Below are 17,032 nucleotides of genomic sequence, written 5' to 3'. Positions count from 1 at the left end.
AGTGGCCGGGCTTCCCGCGTTCGCCACCCTAACGCTTTGTTCTTCTGGGCCTTTCAGAAGTCCTCCAGGCCCACCAAAAACTCTAATTTTTTCTTTCTGTCGTCCGACACGGAAACGCCGAATTTGCGACAAAAGTCGGTTTTTCGATTTGTAGCACGCAAAATCGCATGACGCGGAGCGCAACATCGAGTGGCAGCACTTTTCGGCCTCTATTTTGGTTGCGCACCTTCTGCCTGTCCTGTTTCAGGCCCGGCCCGGGCACGGCCATGCCGGCCCAGGCGATCGAATACCGGGACACTGCCAGCTGAAACGGGCAGCGACTAGAATTGCTGGCGCAGCGCCTTCAACCCGTTCACGAAGACGCCGACATCCGTGCCGACGGCGAGAAACTCGACGCCCATCTGCTGGTATTTCTTCGTAAGCTCGGCATCGCCGATGAGAATGCCGGCGGCCTTGTCCGATGCCTTGATGCGTTCCAGCGCGTCCAAGACCGTCTCCTGCACCTCCGGCGCGCCGACATCTCCGGGAAAGCCCATGTCAGCGGCAAGATCGGAGGGACCGACGAACACGCCGTCGACGCCCTCTGTGGCGAGAATATCGTCAAGAGCGGCGATGCCCGCACGGCTTTCGACCTGGAGCAACACGCAAATCTCGCCGTTCGCCGTTGAAAGATAGTCGGAGACGGTGTTGTAGAGCGAGGCGCGGGCAAGCGCGGCGCCGATGCCGCGCACGCCTTCGGGCGGATAGCGGACGGAGCGCACGACTTCCGAAGCCTGGAGGCCGCTCTCGATCATCGGCACCAGGAAATTGCGCACGCCGATATCCAGATACTGCTTCATGAGCGCCCGGTCATCAGAGGGCGGGCGCACCACGACGGCCGGATCAAAGGCGGCCAGCGCACGAAGCTGATCGAGGATCGAGCGAAGGTCGTTCGGCCCGTGCTCGCCATCGACCAGCAGCCAGTCGAAACCGGCCTGGGCGCAAAGCTCCGCCGTCGTCGCTTCGCCCAGACCGAGCCACAGGCCGATCTTCTGTTCGCCGCGCTTCAGCGCGGCCTTGAATTCGTTTTTCTCTACAGGCATCTGTGCCTCTCCTATTCGAACCGGCAACCGACCCTGCCGAAAGCCCCGAAATCCGCCTCGATCACGGAACCTGCCGGACATTCGACGGGGCGGATAAAGGAGCCCGACAGAATCACCTGCCCCGCCTCGATCCGCTGGCCGTATTGAGCCATACGACGGGCCAGCCAGACAATCCCCTCGACCGGATCATTCAGCACGCCGGCGCCGAGCCCCGTTTCCTCCACAGCGCGGTTGCGGGAGACGATGCTGCCGACCCATCTGAGGTCGAAGGCATTGACCGCGTGGCGTTTGTTGCCGAGCACGATCCCGGCGTTGGCGGCGTTGTCGGAAATCGTGTCGACGATCGTGCGCGTCTTGCCGGTCTCGGGGTCCGCGCGCAGGATGCGCGTGTCGAGGATCTCGATCGACGGCGCGACATGATCCGTGGCAGCGAGCACATCGTCGCGCGTTACGTCGCCGCCTGCAAGCGGGGCCTTCATGACGAAGGCGATCTCGGCCTCGATGCGCGGCTGGATGAAACGACCCTTCGGTACCGTCGCGTCATTGTCGAAGGCCATGTCATCGAACAGCACGCCTGAATCGGGCGTCGAAATATTGAGCGCATATTGCATCGCCTTCGAGGTGAGCCCGATCTTCCAGCCGATGACTTTTCGTCCGCCCCCGGCTTTCAGCCGCATCAGTTCGGTTTGCACCGCATAGGCGTCGTCCATGGTCATGCCGGGATAGGCTAGGCTCAGCAAGCCGATCTGCTTTCCCATCTTCTCCGCATCGAACAGCCGTTCGGCGGCAGCGCGGACATCTTCCCGATCAAGGCTCATCCCTCATCCTCCACGCCGTTGCGCAGCACGCCGATGCCATCGGCCTCGACCTCGATCACGTCGCCCGGCTTGAGCCAGACCGGTGGATCGAAGCGCGCCCCCGCCCCGGTCGGCGTGCCGCAGACGATGACATCGCCAGGCACAAGCGTGGCGAAAGTGGAGATGTAGGAGAGGATATAGCGGAAGGAGAACATCATCCGGCTCGTGCGGTCGTGCTGGCGCACCTCGCCGTTGACGCGGGTGGTCAGTTCGATGTCGTCGAGTTGGGCGGCATCGGTGAAGGGCACAAGCCAGGGGCCGATGGAGCCGGAACGGTCCCAGTTCTTGCCCTGGGTGACGTTGAACTTCGCGTGTCGCGCCCAGTCGCGGATCGTGCCTTCATTGCAGAGCGACAACGCGGCGATGTGATCATAGGCATCGACTTCGGCGATGCGTCGCCCGCCCTTGCCGATGACGATGACAATCTCGCCTTCGTAATCGAGCTGCTCGCTTTCCGGCGGCCGGATCAGCGGTCTTTCGTGGCCGGTGAAGGACCGCGGGAACCGGATAAACAATGACGGCTTCGAAGGTGCCGCCTGCCCGTCCTTGTATTCCTCGTTGCGATCAGGAAAATTGACGCCGACGCAGATGAGCTTTTCCGGATTTGCAATCGGGATCAGATATTCGATCTCATCAAGCCGGACGTCAGGCTTCCGGCCTTCGCCGGCAGCCACCAGGCGGGCAAGCGCGCCGGCTTCGATGACCGCGCGCAGATCGGGAAAGTTTGGCAGAAAATCCTTCGACAGGTCGATCACGCCCTCATCGGTGACGAGGCCGCAACCGATATGGCCATGCACCCTGAAGCTTGCGATGCGGGCGGGGATTTGACGGGTCATATTTTCTCCTCGGGCAATGCCGCTGAAGCAATCAGGGTGCGATGATCGGCTGAGCCTTCAGGAGCGGCTCCGCCGGCTCCACATCGGCAAACAGCGAGCCGTGCTCGAACCAGCTCTTCGGCGCCGGCGCGCCCCAGAGCGTCTGGCGCTGCGGGTCCTTCAGGTCCCATTTGATCGGCTCGAGATCGGGGGCGACCGTCTGGTAATCAGAACAGTAGATCTCGATGCGATGTCCGTCGGGATCGAGGATGTAGAGGAAGAAGGCATTGGAGATGCCGTGGCGGCCGGGCCCGCGCTCAATGTTCGAGACATAGCCGGTCGTCGCCATCAGGTCACAGAGGTCGATAATGTTGAGCGGCGGCGGCACCCAGAAGGCGGTGTGGTGCAGGCGCGGACCGCGCCCATTGGTAAAGGCGATATCGTGCACGCCGCCCTTGCGATGGGTCCAGGCGGCCCAGAGCTTTCCGGTCTCCTCGTCCTCGGTATATTCCGTCACGCGGAAACCGATCTCGTTGTAGAAGGCAACCGAGGCATCGACATCCGGGCTGCGCGCAAGGTCTCGCACAGGCCAGCCATGTCCGTCTCCAGCGCCAGGGGCGCGGAATAGTCAAGTCTCAGATGTGGCACGTTGCTCCTCCCAGCCCGCCTCCGCCGGCCGGAGCGTTCTCACGCCTGGCGTGAACCGCTCTCTTTCTCGGCAGTTCCGCATGAGGGATCCATGGTCATTCATGCCGGAACCCGACATACAATTAACGTGTTAAGTTTTAAGTCTCTTGTCAAGCCGGTTTTTTTTCAACATGAGGAAGAGAATGAAAATAGAGGGGAGACAAAGTGGCGAACGAAAACCGGGCTGAAGGCGCAAAGCGGGAGACGGCCGTCTATAAGGACGGCTTTCAGCTTGCCGAGACGCGGCGAACCCTGCCGATCGCGCTTCTGCGCTCCCGCGAGGCGGTCATGGAACTGTTCCGGCCGATGCTCAGAAAATACGACGTGACGGAGCAGCAGTGGCGGGTCATCCGCGTGCTGTTCGAGGCAGGCTCCCTTGATGCCTCCAAGCTTGCCGGAGCGGCCTGCGTGCTGCCGCCGAGCCTGACGCGCATCTTGAAGGCGCTGGAGGCGCGCAATCTCATTCTCGTGAGCAAGGATCCCGCCGACCGGCGGCACACGATCGTTCAGCTCTCGCAAGAGGGCAAGGCGCTGATCCGCACCGCCTCGAAAGACAGCGTCGCGATCTATAACGAGATCGAGGCGCTTCTCGGTCGCGACAGGATCCAGGCGCTCCTGAACGAACTCGAATTCGTGCTCGACACGCTGTCCGAGCGCGCGAAAAGAACAGATGAGACGGACGAGGCCCCGTGAGCGTTTTGCGGCCGGACGGAAACATCTGAGATCCGCTAAGCCTCAGGCAAACAGCATACGCCGCGGATCGGCGAGCAACCGGGCATAATGGCTGAGGAAACGCGCGGCATCCGCGCCGTTGATCACCCGGTGATCATAGGAAAGGTCGAGCGGCGCCATCAGCACCGGCTGCCAGGCCTCGTTCTCCCAGACCGGCACGGTTTCCGCCCGCGTGATCCCGAGAATGGCGACCTCCGGCGGGTTGACGAGCGGCGTGAACGCCGTGCCGCCAATGCCGCCGAGATTGGAAACGGACATCGACGCCCCGCCCATTTCGTCAGGCCGAAGCTTGCGCTCGCCGGCCCTCTTCGCCAGATCTGCGATTTCGGCGGAGATCTGCCACAGCCCCTTGCGGTCCGCGTCGCGGATCACCGGCACCATCAGCCCGTGCGGCGTGTCGACGGCGACGCCGATATGGCAATACTGCTTGCGGATCAGGGTCGTGCCGTCGGCTGAAAGCGAGGAGTTGAACAGCGGAAAGGCCTGCAGCGTCAGCGACAGCGCCTTGATGTGAAAGGCAAGCGCGGTGAGCTTCAGACCTTTGACCGAAGCCTCCGCCTTGAGGCTTTTGCGAAAGGCTTCGAGCGCGCGCATGTCGGCGCGATCGTGGTGGGTGACCTGCGGGATCATCCGGTTGGCGGCTGAAAGATTGTCGGCGGCTAGGCTCGCGATCCGCGTCACCGGCTCTTCGGTAACCGGGCCGAAGGCGGCGTGGTCGACATCCCAGTATCTCTGATCTCCCCCACCGACGTTTGGGCCAATGGGTGCGGAACCGTCCAGATGCTGGTCGACATCCTCACGCGCCAGATTGGTGCGGCCCGATTTTCGGGCCACATCGGAAAGGTCGACGCCCTTGCGACCGGCATAGGCCACGACGGCCGGGCTTGCGATGAAATCCTTGTCGCTCATGTCACCATTCCGCCGAGATATACTGGGTTTCCATGAATTCGAGCATGCCCTCATGCCCGCCTTCGCGCCCCAATCCGGACTGCTTGACCCCGCCAAAGGGCGCTGCCGGATCGGAGACGAGGCCGCGATTAAGGCCGACCATGCCGTATTCCAGCCGTTCGCAGACCCGCATGGCGCGTTTCATGTCCTGGGAGAAGACATAGGCCACCAGCCCGTATTCGGTGTCATTGGCGCGCCGGATCACGTCTTCCTCGTCACTGAAGGTCTGCAGCGCCGCGACGGGGCCGAAAATCTCGTCATGCACGCAATCAGCGGTTTCCGGCACGTTCGACAGCACGGTCGGGGGATAGAAAAAACCCTTGCCGTTCGGCTGCGTGCCGCCAAGCTCGATTTTCGCGCCTTTTGATACGGCGTCCTCGACAAAGCCCGCGACCTTGTCCCGGGTCGATGCGTTGACCAGCGGCCCGACATCAATGCCATCTTCCAACCCGTTTCCGAGTTTCAGCGCGGCCATGGCGGCGGTGAATTTTCCCGTGAACTCCGCGCTGACCTTTTCATGAATGTAAAACCGGTTCGCCGCCGTGCAGGCCTCGCCGAGATTGCGCATCTTCGCCAGCATGGCGCCTGCGACCGCCTTGTCGATATCGGCATCCTCGAACACCAGCAGCGGCGCGTTTCCGCCGAGCTCCATCGCCGGCTTGACCACCTGATCGGCGGCCGACTTGAGCAAGGTGCGCCCGACGCCGGTCGAGCCGGTGAAGGAGACCACGCGCACGCGCGGATCATGCAGCATGTGGTCGACAATCCGGCCGGAATGTTTCGACGGCAGGACATTGACCAGCCCCTTGGGCACGCCGGCTTCTTCCAGAAGCGGCATCAGCGCCAGCATGGTGAGCGGCGTTTCCGTCGCCGGCTTGATAATCACCGCGCAGCCTGCCGCCAGCGCCGGCGCGATCTTGCGCGTGCCCATGGCCGCCGGATAGTTCCACGGCGTGACCAGAACCGAAATACCGGCCGGCTTGTGCTGCACGACGATGCGCGCGCCGGATGCCGGGGCATGGGTGATCAGCCCGTCGGCGCGTACCGCCTCTTCGGCGAACCAGCGGAAGAACTCGGCCGCATAGGTCGCCTCGCCCATGGCATCGGCCCGCGCCTTGCCGTTTTCCAGCGTGATCAGGCGGGCGAAATCGTCCAGTCGCGCGGTCATCAGCTCCCACGCCTTGCGCAGGATTTCGGATCGCTCGCGCGGCTTTTTCGCCTGCCATAAGGCCATCGCCTTTTCGGCGGCATCAAGCGCCCGATCGGCATCGGCTGTGTCGGCAGAGGCGACGGAGGCAAGGACCTCTTCGGTGGCCGGGTTGATGACGTCGAAGCGCTCGCCGCTTGCGGCCTCGCGCCAGCTTCCGTCGATATAGAGATTGGTAAAGTCCATGATATGGCTCCGAATTTCAAAGAAGATGGCGCAGCGGTTCTTCAAGACGACCGGCAAAACCTGTCACGAAAGCAAGGGCCGCCGCCTCGCTCAATTGGCCGTCGTGATAGTCGAACCCGATGATGAAATCCTCACGGTCGCGGCCGATAGTCAAAACCGGCGCTGTTGCGGCCCGGGCCGTGGCGCGGATCACCGCAGAACCCGTTAGGTCGCGCAGGATGATGTCCGCATCACCGCCTTCGGCTTCCTCAAGTGTCGCGCCAAGACGCATGCGGTCCGCATCGGCAAAGCGCATTGTTGCCCCGCCCGGCGTCTCGATGTCGGCAACGATCGTGTCCCTCGCATCGGCGCTGCGCAGGGCGGCCGAGGCGAAGCCGAGCCAGATCCGGGACGACGATGGCACATCGGTCGTCTCTTTTCGCAGCCAGTCCAGCAGGGCCATAAAGCCTGAAGCCGCAACCCGCGCCTCGATATGCAGCGGCACGCTTGCCGGGGCCACAGCCGACGGGGCGTCCGCTTGTGCGCCCAGTCGGCGCAAGGTTTCCAGGTCGGAAACATGATATGGCTGGGCCACGCCCTCCCCGGCAAGCCGCGCCAGATCAAGGCCCTGCTCCTGCGCAAGCCGCCGCGCTTTCGGCGAAGCAAGGACGCGGCCCTCGACAGGGGTGACGGGCTTAGGCGCGGACTTCTTCGCCGGCTTGGATACCGGCGCTTCTTCTGAAGTCGTTTCCGGCTTTGAAGCCGCGACCTTCGTGCCACCGGAGCGACGCACCGGCCTTTCCGCCTTCTCAGCCGAAATCACCGCGATCACCGAGCCGACGGGGACGGCCTCATTCGCTTCGGCAAGAATGGCGGCGACATAGCCGTCATGCCCGGCCTCGACCTCCATGACCGACTTGTCGGTCTCGACCTCCAGCAGAATGTCGCTTGCCGAAACCTTGTCGCCTGCGTCCTTGCACCAGTTGACGATGAGCCCGGTGTCCTGCGCCATGCCGAGCGCGGGCATGATGATCTCCGCGCCCTCCGGCAGGGGCTCTTCATCGTCTGCACCGGCGTGCTCCTCCGCATTCGCCTCAGGCGCTTCAGGCGCTTCACCGGACATGGCTTCCCGGACGTCGGCCTCGCTCTCGACGATCACGGCGACCACGGAGCCGACCGGCACATCCTCGCCGTCGCCCGCCGAAACGGCGCTCAGAAAGCCATCGGCAGCCGCCTCGACCTCCATGACCGCCTTGTCGGTCTCGACCTCCATGATCGCCTCGCCGGCGGCAACGGGATCGCCGCTCTTCTTCAGCCAGCGGACGATCTTGCCGGTGTCCTGCGCCATGCCGAGCGCGGGCATTATCACATCATGCGGCATGGAAAAGCTCCCCGCGGACAGAAAGCCGTGCCTTCTCCGCCACCCGCTCCGGCGTCGGCACGGTGATGTCCTCAAGCGCCGGCGAGAACGGCACCGGCACATCCATAGCCCCCATGCGCAAGACCGGCGCATCCAGATGATAGAAGGCCTTTTCGGCGATCCGACTGGCGATCTCGCCGGTGATGCCGTAGCTCTGGTGACCCTCGTCGATCACCATCGCCCGGGACGTCTTCTTCACCGATTTGAGGATAGTTTCCTCGTCCAGCGGCACGATGGTGCGCGGGTCGATGACCTCCGCCGAAATCCCGTCCTTTGCCAGGAGGTCGGCCGCAGCCAGCGCCACCTGCACCATGGAGGAGGTGGCAACCAGCGTGATGTCCCGGCCCTCGCGCAGGATCGCGGCCTCGCCGAAGGGGATCAGATATTCCTCCTCCGGCACCTCGGCCTTGTCGTTATACATCAGCTTGTCTTCGAAGATGACGACCGGATTGTTGTCGCGGATCGCCGTCTTCATCAGCCCCTTGGCCTCATAGGCGGACGATGGCAGCGCCACCTTGAGGCCCGGAATATGGGCGACAAGCGCATGCAGCGACTGGGAATGCTGGGCGGCAGAACGCCGCGTCGCCCCCAGATTGGTGCGCACCACCAGCGGCACGTTGAGCTTGCCGCCTGACATGTAGTGGATCTTGGCCGCCTGGTTGCAAAGCTGGTCCATGATCAGGAACAGGAAGTCGCCGAACATCAAATCGACGATCGGCCGCGAGCCGGTCATGGCCGCGCCGACGGCAATGCCCATGAAGCCGGGCTCCGCGATCGGCGTGTCGATGATCCGTTCGGTCCCGAACTCCTCCACAAGGCCGGACAGCACCTTGAACGGCGTGCCGGCCTCGGCGACATCCTCGCCGATGATGAAGGTCGTGGGATCGCGGCGCAACTCCTCCGCCAACGCCTCATTCACGGCCTGGGATAACGTGATCTTTCGCATGGAATGTCCTCCTCAGTCCGCAAAGACATGCATGTCGACTTCATGCGTGTCCGGATATTTCGCCTTCAGCGCATAGTCGACGGCGGCGGCCGCATCGTCGCGGATCTCGGCCTTCAGGGTTTCAAGCTCGTCCTTCGACGCAATCCCTTCGCCGGTCAGCCATTTGGAAAACTTCTCGATCGGGTCGCGTGTTTCCTTCCATTCCTTCTCCTCGGCCTTGGAACGGTAGTATTCGCGGTTGATGTCGCCGACATGGTGACCGTGATAGCGATAGGTCCGGAGTTCGATGAAGAACGGCCCCTCACCCCTGCGGCAGCGTTGCACCAGGTCGCGCGTCAGTTCATTGACCGCCAGCACATCCTGCCCGTCGACATCGAAGGCCTGGATGCCGAAGGCCCGTGCCCGGTCGGTGATCGAACCGGCGGCGATCTCGGCTGTTTTCGTATATTCCGAATAGCCGTTGTTCTCGCAGGCATAGATCACCGGCAGGTTCCAGAGCGCTGCCATATTCATGACCTCGTAGAGGAGCCCCTGCGCCGTAGCCCCGTCGCCGAAGAAGCAGACCGTCACATCGTCGGATTGCTGCAGTTTGGCGCGGAGCGCGGAGCCGGTGGCAATGCCCATCGAGCCACCGACGATGGCGTTGGCGCCGAGATTGCCATGGCTCTGGTCGGCGATATGCATCGACCCGCCCTTGCCCCGGCAATAGCCCTCTTCCTTGCCGAGAAGCTCGCAGAACATCGCCTGAAACTCCGCCCCCTTGGCCACACAATGACCGTGGCCACGATGGGTCGACGTGATCCGGTCGCTGTCGGTCAGTGCCTCGCAGATGCCGACGGCCACCGCCTCCTCGCCGGAATACATATGCGTCAGCCCCGGCATCTTGGCCGAAAGGTAGAGCTGGTTGGCATTATCCTCGAAGGTGCGGATGCGGACCATCTGCCGGTACATGCGCAGATAGTCCTCGCGATTATGCTTGTTGTCTGAAGCGCTCATGACATCCCGCCTCAATACCGGTTGGCAATCGGCAGTTCCTCTGCCGGAAATAGCGAGATGACCTCGCACCCCTTGTCGGTGACGACGACCTCCTCCTCGATGCGGGCGGCGGAAAAGCCGTCAGCGGCCGGGCAATAGGTTTCCAGCGCAAAGACCATGCCGGTCTGGATTTCCATGGGGTTGTCGAGCGAAACCGCGCGCGAGATGATTGGGCGCTCGTGCAATGCCAGACCCAGACCATGGCCGAATTGCAAGCCGAAAGCGGACAGTTCATCGGGAAAACCGAATTCTTCCGCCTTGGGCCACGCCTTGGCCACCACGTCGGTGGTCACGCCCGGCTTGATCAGCGCGATCGAGGCGTCGATCCATTCGCGCGCCTTCACATAGGCGTCGACCTGGGCGGGCGTGGAGCGGCCGATATTGAAGGTGCGGTAATAGCAGGTGCGGTAGCCTTGATAGCTCTGCAGGATATCGAAGAAGGCCTGATCGCCGGGCCGGAACAGCCGGTCGGTGAAATTGTGGGGGTGCGGATTGCAGCGCTCGCCGGAAATGGCGTTGATCGCCTCCACATCATCGGAGCCCATTTCGTAGAGCATCTTGTTGGACAGCGCGACGATCTCGTTCTCGCGCACGCCCGGTTTCAGTTCCTCGTAGATCATGTGATAGACGCCATCGACCATGCTGGCGGCCTGGGTCAGAAGCTGGATCTCGTCCCAGTTCTTGATCTCGCGCGCCGACAGCATGATCTGCTGGCCGTCGACGACATTGATGCCTGCAGCCTTCAGCGCCTCGAACATGGCGGTTTCGGCATAGTCGACGCCGACCGGCATATCGGCCATGCCCGCATCGCGGATGAGGCCGGCAATCTCCTCGGCATATTTTTTCATCAGCCCGAAGGAAGGCGGGATGGTGCCGCGCATGCCGACGACGCCCGCCCGGCAATGATCCGGCACCAGCCAGTCGGAAAACTTGCGGTGATGCACGGCTGCGGAGCCGAAATCCCAGACATAAGGCGCGTCATCGCCCGTCAGCAGGCAGAAGCGGCACATCTTGTCGCGTTCCCACTCGCCGATCTTGGTGGCGGAGACATAGCGGATATTGTTGACGTCGAAGAGCAGCAGCGAGCCGGCATCGCTGTTCTTCAGCGCCTGGCGGGTGCGCGACAGGCGGTAGCGCCTCAGCCGGTCATGGTCGACGCGGCGTTCGAAGTCGACGGACGTATGGCCCCATGCGGGAAGCCGCCCCTCCCAGTTCCAGTGGGGCTGAAGGTCCTGCGGGGTGAGCACGTTGGGTGTCAGTGCGCGGTTCATGAAATCCTCCCTCAGGCAGCGCGATCGCCTGCCTGCTCGGTTGAAAGTGTCGTCTGCAAATCGGTGCGTCGCGGCGCTACTGGATCACCCAGCCGCCATCGATATGGATCATCTGGCCGGTCATGTAGTCGCTGTCGTGGCTGGCGAGGAACGCGGCCGTGCCCTTCACGTCGTCGGGATAGGAGACCTTTTTCAGCGCCAGAGCATTCTCCGCGAGGTCTTCGAAAGCCTGGCCTTCCTTCTGCTTGAAGCCCATCTCGACCAGATCCTTGTCGAGCTGCGCCCAGAGCGGCGTCTTCACCACGCCCGGCGCATAGCCGTTGACCGTGATGTTGTGCTCGGCAAGCGTGACCGCGCCGCAATGGGTGAGCGCCAGGCAGCCATATTTCGAGGTGCAGTAGACCGTCACATCGTAAAGCGGCTTGCGCGAGGCGACCGAGCCGACATTGATCAGCTTGTAGACATGCTCCTGCTTGCCCTGCTTGATCATCTGCCGGGCCACGGTCTGCATGCCGAGCCACATGCCCTTGGTGTTGACGTTCATGATGAAGTCCCAATTGTCCTCATCGATATCCATGAAGAATTTCGGCTTGTTGACCCCGGCGTTGAACAGGCCGACATTGATCATGCCGAACGCCTCGACCGTGGCGGCAACCGCTGCCTCGTTGTCATCGCGGCTCGTCACATCCATCTTCACGGCAATCGCCCGGCCGTTGCCGGCGGCGTTGATCTTGTCGGCGAGCGCCTTGCCCAGTTCCAGGTCAAGGTCGCCGATGCAGACATTGGCGCCCTGCTCGGCGAAATGCTCGGCATTGGTCGCGCCCATGCCCTGGGCGCCGCCGGTGATCAGGATGTTTTTGCCTTTGAGGCGATTGGGGTCCATGGTCTCTCCTCCCGTGTTGACCGGCCCTTTGCTATGCAAAGAGCCTATGTGACGCGTTTTCGCATGGCCTCTTCCGCGCGCGACTGAGCGCGCGAAAGGGCCTGTTTCGGACTGACGATGCCGCGCAGCATGTCGTGCAGCTCGTGGCCGCAGATCTGGATGATGTCGGAAATTTCCGGGACCGGCGGGCGCGGCCAGAACTGCAGCTCGTCGCGCCAGGACATCTGGTCGACGCTTTCGAAGATCGGTGAAAGGCGGCGCACTTCCGGATCGGAACCGACCGAATAGCGCGGCGCGGTACGGCTGCCGTTCTGGATGAAAAGTTTCTGGGCCTCCGGCGAGGTGAAGGCGACGAGCGCCTCGACCGCCTCGTCCACCCGCTCCGCCGGCAGGTTGGCGGGAACGCCGAAGACATAGCCGCCGACCGGCGCGATCGGCGTGCCGCCGGGTCCATGCGGATGCGGCAGATAACCGGTATTGCAGAAGGCGGGCGATTGCGGATCGAGCTCGAAATAGGGTGCCAGAAGCGTGTAACCATAGGCCATCGCCACCTTGCCCTCGGCATAGGGCCGCACGCGCTCGTACCAGGACATGGACAGGATATCGGGCGGCGAGAATTCCATCAACGCCAGCAGATATTCCGCCGCTTCCAGCGCCTTCGGCGTGTCGATGGTCGGGTAAAGATCATCGCGCTCCAGATGATCGGCATCGAAGCCGCCGGCGATCTCTTTCAGGTTGATGATCGGCTGGCCGAAATCGGCGCAGGCCATCATGAATGTGTGGCCGAGCGCCGTGCCGCGCGCCGCGTTCCAGGCAATGCCGTAGACGCCCATGCGCGGCTCGTGCAGCTGAGCTGCGGCCTCCAGCACGGCTTCCGTCGTTTCCGGCGGCTCAAGGGCGGCTTCCGCGAACAGGTCGCGGCGGTAGAAGAACAGTTCCGGCGTCGTCTGGCTCGGCACGCCATAGGCCACGCCGTCCCAGTGCGCGGCCCGCCAGCCGGCGGTGTGAAAATCGCCGGGATCGAGCCGTTCCAGATCCATGATCGAGGACAGCGGCCGCAACACGCCCTTCTTGACGAACTCGCCGAGCCAGGGCAGGTCGACGGCGATCAGGTCATAGCGGCTGACGGCGCGCTCGGCGTTGCGCAGCGCCTCGCCGCGCAGACGGTCGATCGAAAAGGCGCGCTGGTGAATGTTGCAGCCAACCAGATGTTCGAACTGGCGCTTCAGATTGCTCATCACCATGAAGGTCGGGTCGCCGTGGACGAGAATGCGCAGGCCGCCGGACAGCTTCATCGGCGTCGGCAGCGCCTGCGGCGGGCCGATCAGCATCTTGCCCGGCTGATACGAGCCGCCGAAATAATAGTCGGCATTTTCCTGGGTGAAACCGTCGGCGCCGAAACGCACGGCCGCCAGGCGGTGGATGCGGCGGGCAAGCTGGCACCAGTTGTCCAGCATTTCCGGGCTTGGATGCAGGGAAACGCTCTTGCCGGTTTTCGAACGCGGGCGCTGCTCGACCGCGCCCGATTCCAGCAGTTCGGTGAGCTTGCGCGTCGCCGTCGCATAGGGCACGCCGGAGGCGGCGATGATCGACGAAGGGATCACCATCCGTCCTTCCAGATGGCGGCGCAGAAGATGCAGGCACATGTTGAGATAGGGGTTGGGGGCATTCGGCGTGGTGGCGTCGTCGACCTCGACCAGCACGTCTTCCATGAACCGCACCACGGCCTCCAGCTCGGCGGAAACGGAAGACTTTGCCTCCGCTCCGCCGGCAACGGCAGCGCCATATCCATTTTGAATATTTTGTGCGATATCCTGATTCATCTGTCCCGGCAAACCGTGCTCCGGTCTGCGCCTCGTTGGCGATGCCATTTTCTCTCCTCCCTATTTGTCCAAAACAGCGATCCTGAAATATCGCTAAAAAATCCAATATGGATAAGTGCAAATTCATTTTGGATATTTTAGGCAGGTCCATTGCCGCCGAATTAGTGGTGTATGAAAGCCCATTGCCCGGGAGAGGCCCGACCGGTTGCCGGAGGGCCGCGGCAATGCATCCATTTTATCGTTTGGGAGGAACGGAATATGAGATTTACAGTCAGGCTCACCTTGGCCGCAACGACCGCGATTGCAGGGCTTGCCCTTGCCGGCGCTGCATCCGCCGAGAGCTACAAGATCGGCATCACGCAGAACAATGTCGGCGTCGACAGCTATCAGACAACGTATGAGCAGGCCTTCATCAACGCAGCCGACGCCAACCCCGATGTCGAAACCGTTGTCCTCGACGCAGGCGGCGACGTCGCTCGCCAGATCGCCCAGGTGGAAGACCTGATCCAGCAGAAGGTCGACGCCATCATCATCTGGCCAACCAATGGCGAGGCCGTCATTCCGGCCGTGCGCAAGGCCCACAAGGCCGGCATTCCGGTGATCGTCACCAATTCCAACATCGCGGAACCCGGCTTCGATTTCGTCGCTTCCTTCTCCGGTCCGGACAACATCACCCAGGGCGCGCGTTCGGCCGAAATCATGTGCGACAAGTTCAAGGACATGGGCATCGCCGACGAGGCGAAGATCGTGCAGATCTCCGGCCAGCCGGGCTATACGACCGCGATCGAGCGCGCCAAGGGCTTTGAGGATCGCCTTCCGGAGGTCTGCCCGAATGTCGATCTGGTCGAGACCCAGCCGGGCGATTGGAACCGGGAAAAGTCGCAGAAGGTCATGGAAGCCTTCCTCGTCAAATATGACGATATCGACGGCGTCTATGCCGGCGACGACAATATGGGCGTCGGCGCACTCAACGCCGCCAAGGCAGCAGGCCGAGACGGCATCATCTTCGTCGGTGCGACCAACTTCTCCGTCGGCTACGAGGCCATGGAAAACGGCGATTACTGGGGCTCGATCTACCAGTCGCCGGTCGATGACGCCGAGGCCGCGCTTCAGACCGCAATCGACGTGCTCGACGGCAAGGACGTGCCGTTCCTCAACTATTTCGACACGCCGAAGATCACCCAGGACAATATGGACCAGTTCACCAAGCCGGTGTTCTGAGCCTTATCCCTGATTGCGGCAGCGCGGGGCGCGAAGTCGGCGCGCCCCGCCTTTTCCAAATAAACCAAACATGAAATGACGGGAGAGGCTCAGTGGGTCGTGTCTCTGGACGTTCCTGCATCGTGACGGGAGCGGCGCGCGGTATCGGCCGCGCAATCGGCGAAGCGCTGCTGGACGAAGGCGCCGATGTCTGCTTTGCCGACATCAACGCCGAGAAGATCGCCGCAGTGGCGCAAGACAATCGCGAGCGGGCGAAACGAAACGGCGGGCGGGTCACCCATGCCGTCGTCGACGTGACGAAACGCGACCAGGTGCGCGCCATGATCGCCCATGCGGTTTCGGTCTTCGGCAAGCTCGACGTCAAGTTCAACAATGCCGGCGTCAACCGGCCGATGAATTTTCTCGATGTGACCGAGGAGAACTGGAACTTCATCATGTCCGTCAACGGTCTCGGTTGCCTGATCGGCATGCAGGAGGCGGCGCGGCAGATGATCAGCCAGAAGACCGGCGGCAAGATCATCAACACGACCTCGATCGCCGGCAGGCAGGGCTTCGACAATGTCGCGCCCTACTGCGCATCGAAGGCGGGCGTGATATCGCTGATCCAGTCCGGCGCGCGCGATCTCGCCAGGCACAACATCACCGTGACCGGCTTCGCGCCCGGCGTGGTGGCGACGGAAATGTGGGAACAGGTCGACCGCGATCTGATGGAGATCGGCGCGGCGGAGAAGCCCGGCCAGGCCATGGCCGAATTTTCCGCCGACATTCTGCGCGGCAAGGTGGCCCGGCCCGACGACATTACCGGCACGACCACCTTTCTCGCCTCGCCCGACAGCGATTATATGACCGGGCAGGTGGTCATGATCGACGGCGGCATGACCCTCGTTTGAGGCGCATGCGAAGACAAGGGCGGATAGCGCCCGCGATGGCCTGAAAACCGGAGCTTTGGGAGGAGCTTGTGGCGAATTTTACGCGAAAAGATGTGGGCGCATTGCTGGCCCGGCAAGGGATCCTGATCGCCTTCGTGGTGTTCATGGTCGGCTTTGCCCTGATCAACCAGCGCTTTGTCGCGCCGGACAATATTCTGGGCGTGATCCGCTCCTCGGCCATTCTGGGCGTCATCGCGCTCGGCGTCACCTTCGTCGTCATCGGCGGTAATCTTGACCTGTCCGTCGGCTCGATGATGTCCTTTTCCACCATTGTCGTGCTCGACCTGCATGACAGGCTCGGCCCGGTTCTCGGCATTCCGGCGATGTATGCGATGACGCTGGCGCTCGGCGCCTTCAACGGCTTCCTGATCGGTTACCTCCGGCTCAACTCGCTGATCGTCACGCTCGGCATGCTGTCGGCGATCTACGGGCTGACGCTGACCTATTCCGGCGGCAAGAACATGGATATCGCCGACAAGGAAGGCACCTGGTTTTCCGTCTTCGGCCAGGGCGACATTCTCGGCATCCCCTCCCCGATCGTCATCTTCGCGGGTCTGGCCATCATTCTTGCCCTGCTGCTTGCCAAGACGCCCTTTGGCCGCAAGGTCTATGCCGTCGGCGGCAACGGGGTCGCCGCGACCTTTTCCGGCATTCCGCGCGCCCGCATCGTGTTCTTCACCTATCTGATCTCCTCCTTCTGCGTGGCGACCGCCGGCCTCATCCAGGCCAGCCGCTCGCTCGGCAGCCAGAACACGGTCGGCCAGGGCATGGAACTGGAGGTTCTGGCGGCCGTCATCCTCGGCGGCGCGTCGCTGCTCGGCGGATCCGGCACCGTGTTCAAGACCGTCATCGGCGTACTGATCCTCGGTTTTATCCAGAATGGACTTCTGCTCGCCGGCCTGCAGTTCTACGTTCAGTATGTGGTCACCTGGGTGATCATCATTCTCGCGGTCTGGCTCGATATCGCCGCCAAGCGCGGCCGTCTCTGGTCGCCGATCGCGTGAGGAGATG

15 protein-coding genes and 1 pseudogene are annotated in these 17,032 nt (G+C 62.7%); 4 read left to right on the top strand and 12 right to left on the bottom strand.

Annotation, left to right across the window (positions count from 1 at the left end; translation table 11 throughout):
- Positions 1-320: 320 nt before the first annotated feature.
- The 4 genes and pseudogenes from FF124_RS03035 to FF124_RS03020 form a co-directional block, all read right to left on the bottom strand.
- The gene (locus FF124_RS03035) at positions 321-1,082 is read right to left on the bottom strand and encodes an aldolase/citrate lyase family protein (RefSeq protein ID WP_138747023.1); all 762 of its coding nucleotides are present in this window, start codon (positions 1,080-1,082) and stop codon (positions 321-323) included.
- An 11-nt stretch (positions 1,083-1,093) separates the two neighbouring features.
- Complete coding sequence (hpaH, locus tag FF124_RS03030; RefSeq protein ID WP_138747022.1) at positions 1,094-1,900, bottom strand: 2-oxo-hept-4-ene-1,7-dioate hydratase; 807 nt, start codon at positions 1,898-1,900, stop codon at positions 1,094-1,096.
- Positions 1,897-2,775: a fumarylacetoacetate hydrolase family protein gene (locus FF124_RS03025; protein WP_138747021.1), complete on the bottom strand. Its 879-nt coding sequence runs from the start codon at positions 2,773-2,775 to the stop codon at positions 1,897-1,899. The genes hpaH and FF124_RS03025 overlap by 4 nt, the downstream gene beginning before the upstream one ends.
- A gap of 31 nt (positions 2,776-2,806) precedes the next feature.
- A pseudogene (locus FF124_RS03020) lies at positions 2,807-3,322 on the bottom strand (VOC family protein); the annotation flags it as partial.
- Positions 3,323-3,606: 284 nt separating this feature from the next.
- Here FF124_RS03020 and hpaR point away from each other — a divergent pair.
- Complete coding sequence (gene hpaR, locus FF124_RS03015; RefSeq protein ID WP_425462500.1) at positions 3,607-4,134, top strand: homoprotocatechuate degradation operon regulator HpaR; 528 nt, start codon at positions 3,607-3,609, stop codon at positions 4,132-4,134.
- 42 nt (positions 4,135-4,176) lie between these two features.
- On the opposite strand, the gene FF124_RS03010 is transcribed toward hpaR, so the two are convergent.
- From FF124_RS03010 to FF124_RS02975, 8 genes are all read right to left on the bottom strand, one after another.
- Positions 4,177-5,082 (bottom strand): 2-oxo acid dehydrogenase subunit E2, encoded by a 906-nt coding sequence (locus tag FF124_RS03010; protein WP_138747020.1) that lies wholly within the window; start codon positions 5,080-5,082, stop codon positions 4,177-4,179.
- 1 nt (position 5,083) lies between these two features.
- Positions 5,084-6,514, bottom strand: a complete 1,431-nt coding sequence (locus FF124_RS03005; protein WP_138747019.1) for an NAD-dependent succinate-semialdehyde dehydrogenase — start codon at positions 6,512-6,514, stop codon at positions 5,084-5,086.
- Positions 6,515-6,530: 16 nt separating this feature from the next.
- Positions 6,531-7,874 carry a biotin/lipoyl-containing protein gene (locus FF124_RS03000; RefSeq protein ID WP_138747018.1) on the bottom strand — a complete coding sequence of 448 codons (1,344 nt, stop codon included), beginning with the start codon at positions 7,872-7,874 and terminating at the stop codon, positions 6,531-6,533.
- Positions 7,864-8,859 carry an alpha-ketoacid dehydrogenase subunit beta gene (locus FF124_RS02995; RefSeq protein ID WP_138747017.1) on the bottom strand — a complete coding sequence of 332 codons (996 nt, stop codon included), beginning with the start codon at positions 8,857-8,859 and terminating at the stop codon, positions 7,864-7,866. Before FF124_RS02995 ends, FF124_RS03000 begins: the two co-directional genes overlap by 11 nt.
- Positions 8,860-8,871: 12 nt before the next feature.
- Positions 8,872-9,855, bottom strand: a complete 984-nt coding sequence (locus FF124_RS02990; RefSeq protein ID WP_138747016.1) for a thiamine pyrophosphate-dependent dehydrogenase E1 component subunit alpha — start codon at positions 9,853-9,855, stop codon at positions 8,872-8,874.
- A gap of 11 nt (positions 9,856-9,866) precedes the next feature.
- A complete protein-coding gene (locus tag FF124_RS02985; RefSeq protein WP_138747015.1) occupies positions 9,867-11,165 on the bottom strand; it encodes a M24 family metallopeptidase in 1,299 nt (432 codons plus the stop codon).
- 76 nt (positions 11,166-11,241) lie between these two features.
- Positions 11,242-12,048, bottom strand: a complete 807-nt coding sequence (locus FF124_RS02980) for an SDR family NAD(P)-dependent oxidoreductase (RefSeq protein ID WP_138747014.1) — start codon at positions 12,046-12,048, stop codon at positions 11,242-11,244.
- A gap of 44 nt (positions 12,049-12,092) precedes the next feature.
- Complete coding sequence (locus tag FF124_RS02975; protein ID WP_246072159.1) at positions 12,093-13,883, bottom strand: ABC transporter substrate-binding protein; 1,791 nt, start codon at positions 13,881-13,883, stop codon at positions 12,093-12,095.
- 246 nt (positions 13,884-14,129) lie between these two features.
- Between FF124_RS02975 and FF124_RS02970 the strand changes: the two genes are divergently transcribed.
- The 3 genes from FF124_RS02970 (at position 14,130) to FF124_RS02960 (ending at position 17,025) form a co-directional block, all read left to right on the top strand.
- Entirely contained in the window at positions 14,130-15,092 is a 963-nt protein-coding gene (locus FF124_RS02970; RefSeq protein ID WP_138747012.1) for a sugar ABC transporter substrate-binding protein, read from the top strand.
- Positions 15,093-15,184: 92 nt separating this feature from the next.
- Positions 15,185-15,982 carry an SDR family oxidoreductase gene (locus tag FF124_RS02965; protein WP_138747011.1) on the top strand — a complete coding sequence of 266 codons (798 nt, stop codon included), beginning with the start codon at positions 15,185-15,187 and terminating at the stop codon, positions 15,980-15,982.
- A 68-nt stretch (positions 15,983-16,050) separates the two neighbouring features.
- Positions 16,051-17,025 (top strand): ABC transporter permease, encoded by a 975-nt coding sequence (locus tag FF124_RS02960; protein WP_138747010.1) that lies wholly within the window; start codon positions 16,051-16,053, stop codon positions 17,023-17,025.
- Positions 17,026-17,032 lie beyond the last annotated feature (7 nt).

It is taken from the genome of Martelella lutilitoris (assembly GCF_005924265.1).
Classification (GTDB): Bacteria; Pseudomonadota; Alphaproteobacteria; order Rhizobiales; family Rhizobiaceae; genus Martelella; species Martelella lutilitoris.
This window is presented reverse-complemented; position numbering and strand designations above follow the sequence as displayed.